Origin of the sequence: Candidatus Vicinibacter affinis (assembly GCA_016714365.1) — a bacterium.
GTDB lineage: Bacteria > Bacteroidota > Bacteroidia > Chitinophagales > Saprospiraceae > Vicinibacter > Vicinibacter affinis.
In genome coordinates this window covers 1-6345 of sequence record JADJNH010000009.1, presented here as the reverse complement: position 1 = coordinate 6345, position 6345 = coordinate 1, and the positions used below count along the sequence as shown (strand labels likewise).

At 50.9% G+C, this 6345-nt stretch carries 3 protein-coding genes and 1 other annotated feature; all 3 genes read right to left on the bottom strand.

The window, feature by feature from the left end; genetic code table 11:
• Positions 1-99: 99 nt before the first annotated feature.
• Positions 100-2525: a sequence feature (mutual gap in cmsearch alignment for this rRNA model is longer than 100), on the bottom strand.
• A gap of 496 nt (positions 2526-3021) precedes the next feature.
• Positions 3022-3801: a leucine-rich repeat domain-containing protein gene (locus tag IPJ53_18380; protein ID MBK7801062.1), complete on the bottom strand. Its 780-nt coding sequence runs from the start codon at positions 3799-3801 to the stop codon at positions 3022-3024.
• A gap of 381 nt (positions 3802-4182) precedes the next feature.
• Positions 4183-5046, bottom strand: a complete 864-nt coding sequence (locus IPJ53_18375) for a leucine-rich repeat domain-containing protein (GenBank protein ID MBK7801061.1) — start codon at positions 5044-5046, stop codon at positions 4183-4185.
• A 523-nt stretch (positions 5047-5569) separates the two neighbouring features.
• Positions 5570-6345: leucine-rich repeat domain-containing protein (locus IPJ53_18370; GenBank protein ID MBK7801060.1), on the bottom strand; the 776-nt coding region annotated here is incomplete at its 5' end.

Below are 6345 nucleotides of genomic sequence, written 5' to 3'. Positions count from 1 at the left end.
AAACAAATCTCAGAACAAAGGGCTGAATCTCAGCGGATCGTGGCAAAAACGCCACTCTCACACGTACAGTACCCCGTTCTACTCCAAGTCGTCTTCGAGGGATCTGTCCCCCGGGGCCACGCTTTCACTTGTGATTGAACCGAGTTGTGCGTTCCCAATAGTCGGAAACGCACAGCGCCCAGTCTTGCTTTGGTCTGAGTAGCCTCCCCCGAAAGAGAGACCACCTATGCTTACGCACACTATGAGCCCCAGAGGCCTCAACGTATCACCGCCTTTCCAGCATGGATTCTGGCTTAGAGGCGTTCAGCCGTTATCCAACGCATGGTAGCTTCTCGGCACTGACGTTTCAGTCAACCGACAAGGCCAAGTATGCGAACCAACTGTTCCTCTCGTACTAAATTGGATTACTGTCGCGGTGACCACTCATCAGTAGGGTAAAACTAACCTGTCTCACGACGGTCTAAACCCAGCTCACGTTCCCTGTTGGTGGATGAACAATCCTACACTTGGCGCCTGCTGCGACGCAATGATAGGAAGAGCCGACATCGAAGAATCAAAAAGCAACGTCGCTATGAACGCTTGGCTGCCACAAGCCAGTTCCTTCTTTCCTTGTTGGTTGGTGTGTGTTTCCACTCTTTTGGGGTGGTAACACACACACCCCTCGCGGGGCGGAGCAGCATGTACCTTAGCTCTCCCTCTCTCTTGCTAAGAAGAGAAGAGGGGGAGCCACACCTTTCCATGCGTTGCGGTGGCTCTCCTAGTGAAGAGCTCGCCTCAGGGTCGCACCCTCCAGTGGTGGTCCCCCCTTTAGAAGGAGAGGGACCTCCACGCCGAGAACATCCCCTGATCCAGGTGTGTCGCTTGCTTTCCAGTGAAGACCAAAGAGAAACCAGCCACTCAAGAACTAGGACAACTAATAACCATCCCTGTGGTAACTTTTCTGACACCTCTAGCTGAAAATTCCTCAATTCTAAAGGATCGATAGGCCATGCTTTCGCAGTTTGTATTCATACTGAAAATCAAAATCAAGTGAGCTTTTACCCTTCTATTCCACATGAGATTTCTGTTCCCATTGAGCTCACCTTAGGACACCTGCGTTATCGTTTAGCAGATGTGCCGCCCCAGCCAAACTCCCCACCTGACTTTGTCTTTCGCTTGAGGTCGCTAAGTCCCCGAAGGAACCCAACTTTGCTCCAGAACTAACACTCCGTGAAGAGCGCCGCCCTACGCCACGAAATAAGTAAATTAACATCAGGAGTAGTGGTATTTCACTCTCGGGTTGCCCCTCCCACTTATTCTACACCTCCCAAGTCAATTCACCAAGTCAGGCTGATGTCAAGCTCAACAGGGTCTTCTTTCCCCGCTGATTCTTCCAAGCCCGTTCCCTTGGCTGTGGTTTCGCTAGATAGTAGATAGGGACAGTGGGAATCTCGTTAATCCATTCATGCGCGTCACTAATTAGATGACGAGGCATTTGGCTACCTTAAGAGAGTCATAGTTACTCCCGCTGTTAACCCGCGCTTGTTTGAATTTCTTCACTTTGACATTCAGAGCACTGAGCAGAAATCACATTGCGTCAACATCGTTTCCGACCCTCGCAATGCTTTGTTTTAATTAAACAGTCGGATTCCCCTTGTCCGCTCCAGTTCTAAGTTGGCTGTTGATTGTGTTCTTGACTGCACCGGCAGCGAAGGCGTCCGGATAGGCGAGCCAAGCAGGGGCTGGTCCACCTTGCGGCAGTCCCTCCCCCGAGCCTGGCTCAGGAAACCTACCAAGTCACCCACACGAGAACCGATGAGCCGCCAAACACCCAGCCCTTAGAGCCAATCCTTTTCCCGAAGTTACGGATCTAGTTTGCCGACTTCCCTTACCTACATTCTTCTATCGACTAGAGGCTGCTCACCTAGGAGACCTGATGCGGTTATCAGTACGACCAGGGGTGCGAATACGAGAGGTTTTTGGTGTGAGTTGTGGGGGCTAGTATACTGCTGACTTTTGACGGCCAACCCAAAACCAACCCAATCCAAAACCCACAAACCTCTTCCACTGGCTCGGATTTTCACGGACCGTCGAAGAGGCACCGGACACCGCTATACAGCAGTGCTTTGCCAGCCACGTCAACCCTCTCGCCAGATGATCTGATTCCAGGGTATTCTAGTGTGTCCGTCCCGGAGGACGGTAGTAGCCAGCCTCTCGCAAAAGAAGCAAGCCACACACACCAGGTCAGGCTGTTAACAAGAACAGACAACTCTTGCCGGGCTCTCCGCCGGCGTCTCCGAGCATTGTGCAGTTTGTGTTGCCACTCTTTTGAAAAAGAACATTATCCACGTCCTGGTGCAGGAATGTTGACCTGCTTCCCTTTCGCGGGGGGTCTGGGTACTCTTCCCTTTTTTACCGGGGAACAAACCCACCTTTAAAAACAGGCTTCCCCTCCCGACTTAGGATCGACTCACCCATGTCCAATTGCTGTTCACATGGAACCTCTTGGTTTGGTTTGTTTGACAGCAATTTGGAAAAACAGAGCCCTCGACTGCTCACTCCACCTCCAATCCACCAACACCTCACACCAACCAATCTGTGTCTGCAGTGGATCTCGTTTATTGATCGCCAAACTGCTCAAATCGATCAGTCAGTCATGGCCTCAATCGGCCTCCTCCAATCGGCCTCTACACTCGACCAGACTCCAAAATGGACAAGTCAAAGGCAAAGTCGAAAATGAAGATGAACAGTCGAGGATCGTACAGTCCTCGAACCAGAAATCGAGTCCACGCGTTCGACTCCTCACAGCAGAAGCCTCCTCCAATGATGGCAGACAGTCGAGCAATCTCTCGACGCTGTTGGAGGAATTGGAGCAGATCGGCATCTGAGAGGCCACTTTGGGGACCCTGAAGAGGATTGCCTGCACCAATTGTGAGCAAGAGAAAGAGAAATGGAAACGAGCAGATTGAACCAACCATATGAGTAGAAGAATGAAAGCTGAGGCAAATCGCCAACAAACAGAGGAAAGCTGGTGAACGAGTTTCACTCAAACTCAGGGATTTCAAGCGAACAAGCTTGGTGATGGCCAGAGGCAGCTCGCTCAATTGGTTGCTTCCCACATGAGAGACTCTCCAGATTCGGCAGCTCGCACACCACTTGAGGAAACTCCTTGAAGCGGTTGTTCGAAATATCGAGCTCTCTCAGCTCTCGAAGATTGGCAAACGATTGAGGAAGAGACGACAGCTTGTTGTCATTCAGCCACAGCTTCCTCAGGCTCCTCAACTCGCAGATCACTTCAGGAAACTGCTCAAAGGCGTTGTCGCCAAGATGGAGTTCCAGCAGGTTGCGAAGAGAGGCGAAGGAGGAAGGAAGAACACTCAATTGGCAGCCAAAAGCAAACAAAGCCTCCAATTGCTCCAGCTTGCACACAGCTTCCGGAAAGCCCTCAAATGGATTCCATCCAATCCAGAGCCTCCTCAGCTTGGTGAGTTTGGCGATTGCAGGAGAAAGGGTCTTGAGTTTGTTGTTGTCGAGTCGAAGCTCCTCCAAGTTTGCGAGTTCCCAAACTGACTCAGGAACACTCTCCAAACCATTGGACCCAATCCACAGCACCAGTCTCCAATGTGGCTTGCTGAGCCCAACAAGGGCTTTCGCGATCCTGTCCACTTGACCGATTCCGCCGCAGTTGTCCGCGTTCACTTTCAACTGCAAGGCTTCTTTGCTTTCGTCTTCACTCAATCGACCCAGCTCGGCCTTCAGCTTGCTCTCAGGGTCATCGGCCTTGTTGATCCGCACCTCAATCTTCTTCCGCTCCTGACTCATGGAGTGGCGATGGGAGGCAGAGTGGCGGCAAGGTGATGGAGTTCAGTGGCAAGTGCCGCAGAAATATACTGTTTTGCTTTTGGTTTGTTTGTTTGACAGCAATTTGGAAAAACAGAGCCCTCGACTGCTCACTCCACCTCCAATCCACCAACACCTCACACCAACCAATCTCTGTCTATCTTTGTAGGGGATCTCGTTTATTGATCGCCAAACTGCTCAAATCGATCAGTCAGTCATGGCCTCAATCGGCCTCCTCCAATCGGCCTCTACACTCGACCAGACTCCAAAATGGACAAGTCAAAGGCAAAGTCGAAAATGAAGATGAACAGTCGAGGATCGTACAGTCCTCGAACCAGAAATCGAGTCCACGCGTTCGACTCCTCACAGCAGAAGCCTCCTCCAATGATGGCAGACAGTCGAGCAATCTCTCGACGCTGTTGGAGGAATCGGAGCAAATCGGCATCTGAGAGGCCTCTTTGAGGACCCTGAAGAGGATTGCCTGCACCAATTGTGAGCAAGAGAATGAGAAATGGAAACGAGCAGATTGAACCAACCATATGAGAAGAAGTCTGAAAGCTGAGGCAAATCGCCAACAAACAGAGGAAAGCTGGTGAACGAGTTTTGACTCAAATTCAGGGATTTCAAGCGAACAAGCTTGGTGATGGCCAGAGGCAGCTCGCTCAATTGGTTGTTTTCAATGTTAAGACTCTCCAGATTCGGCAGCTCGCACACCACTTGAGGAAACTCCTTGAAGCGGTTGTTCGAAATATCGAGCTCTCTCAGCTCTCGAAGATTGGCAAACGATTGAGGAAGAGACGACAGCTTGTTGCCATTCAGCCACAGCTTCCTCAGGCTCCTCAACTCGCAGATCACTTCAGGAAACTGCTCAAAGGCGTTGTCGCCAAGATTGAGTTCCAGCAGATTGCGAAGAGAGGCGAAGGAGGAAGGAAGAACACTCAATTGGCAGCCATCAACAAACAAAACCTCCAATTGCTCCAGCTTGCACACAGCTTCCGGAAAGCCCTCAAATGGATTCCATCCAATCCAGAGCCTCCTCAGCTTGGTGAGTTTGGCGATTGCAGGAGAAATGGTCTTGAGTTTGTTGTTGTTGAGTCGAAGCTCCTCCAAGTTTGCGAGTTCCCAAACTGATTCAGGAACACTCTCCAAACCATTGGACCCAATCCACAGCACCAGTCTCCAATGTGGCTTGCTGAGCCCAACAAGGGCTTTCGCGATCCTGTCCACTTGATCGATTCCGCCGCAGTTTCCGCGTTCACTTTCAACAGCAAGGCTTCTTTGCTTTCGTCTTCACTCAATCGACCCAGCTCGGCCTTCAACTTGCTCTCAGGATCATCGGTCTTGTCGATCCGCACCTCAATCTTCTTCCGCTCCTGACTCATGGAGTGGCGATGGGAGGCAGAGTGGCGGCAAGGTGATGGAGTTCAGTGGCAAGTGCCGCAGAAATGTACTGTTTTGCTTTTGGTTTGTTTGTTTGACAGCAATTTGGAAAAACAGAGCCCTCGACTGCTCACTCCACCTCCAATCCACCAACACCTCACACCAACCAATCTGCAGGGGATCTCGTTTATTGATCGCCAAACTGCTCAAATCGATCAGTCAGTCATGGCCTCAATCGGCCTCCTCCAATCGAGCCTTCTTTCGACCAGACTCCAAAATGGACAAGTCAAAGGCAAAGTCGAAAATGAAGATGAACAGTCGAGGATCGTACAGTCCTCGAACCAGAAATCGAGTCCACGCGTTCGACTCCTCACAGCAGAAGCCTCCTCCAATGATGGCAGACAGTCGAGCAATCTCTCGACGCTGTTGGAGGAAGTGGAGCAGATTGGCATCTGAGAGGCCTCTTTGTGGACCCTGAAGAGGATTGCCTGCACCAATTGTGAGCAAGAGAGTGAGAAATGGAAATGAGCAGATTGAACAAACCTGATGAGTAAAAGTCTGAAAGCTGAGGCAAATCGCCAACAAACAGAGGAAAGCTGGTGAACGAGTTTCGCTCCAAATTCAGATTTTCAAGCGAACAAGCTTGGTGATGGCCAGAGGCAGCTCGCTCAATTGGTTGCCTCACAATGTAGAGACTCTCCAGATTCAGCAGCTCGCACACCACTTGAGGAAACTCCTTGAAGCGGTTGTTCGAAATATCGAGCTCTCTCAGCTCTCGAAGATTGGCAAACGATTGAGGAAGAGACGACAGCTTGTTGCCATGCAGCCACAGCTTCCTCAGGCTCCTCAACTCGCAGATCACTTCAGGAAACTGCTCAAAGGCGTTGCCGCCAAGATTGAGTTCCAGCAGATTGCGAAGAGAGGCGAAGGAGGAAGGAAGAACACTCAATTGGCAGCCACCAGCATACAAACACTCCAATTGCTCCAGCTTGCACACAGCTTCCGGGAAGCCCTCCAACGGGTTCCAACCAAGCAAAAGCTTCTTCAGCTTGGTGAGTTTGGCGATTGCAGGACAAATGGTCTTGAGGTTGTTGTTGTTGAGTCCAAGCTCCTCCAAGTTTGCGAGCTCCCAAACTGACTCAGGAA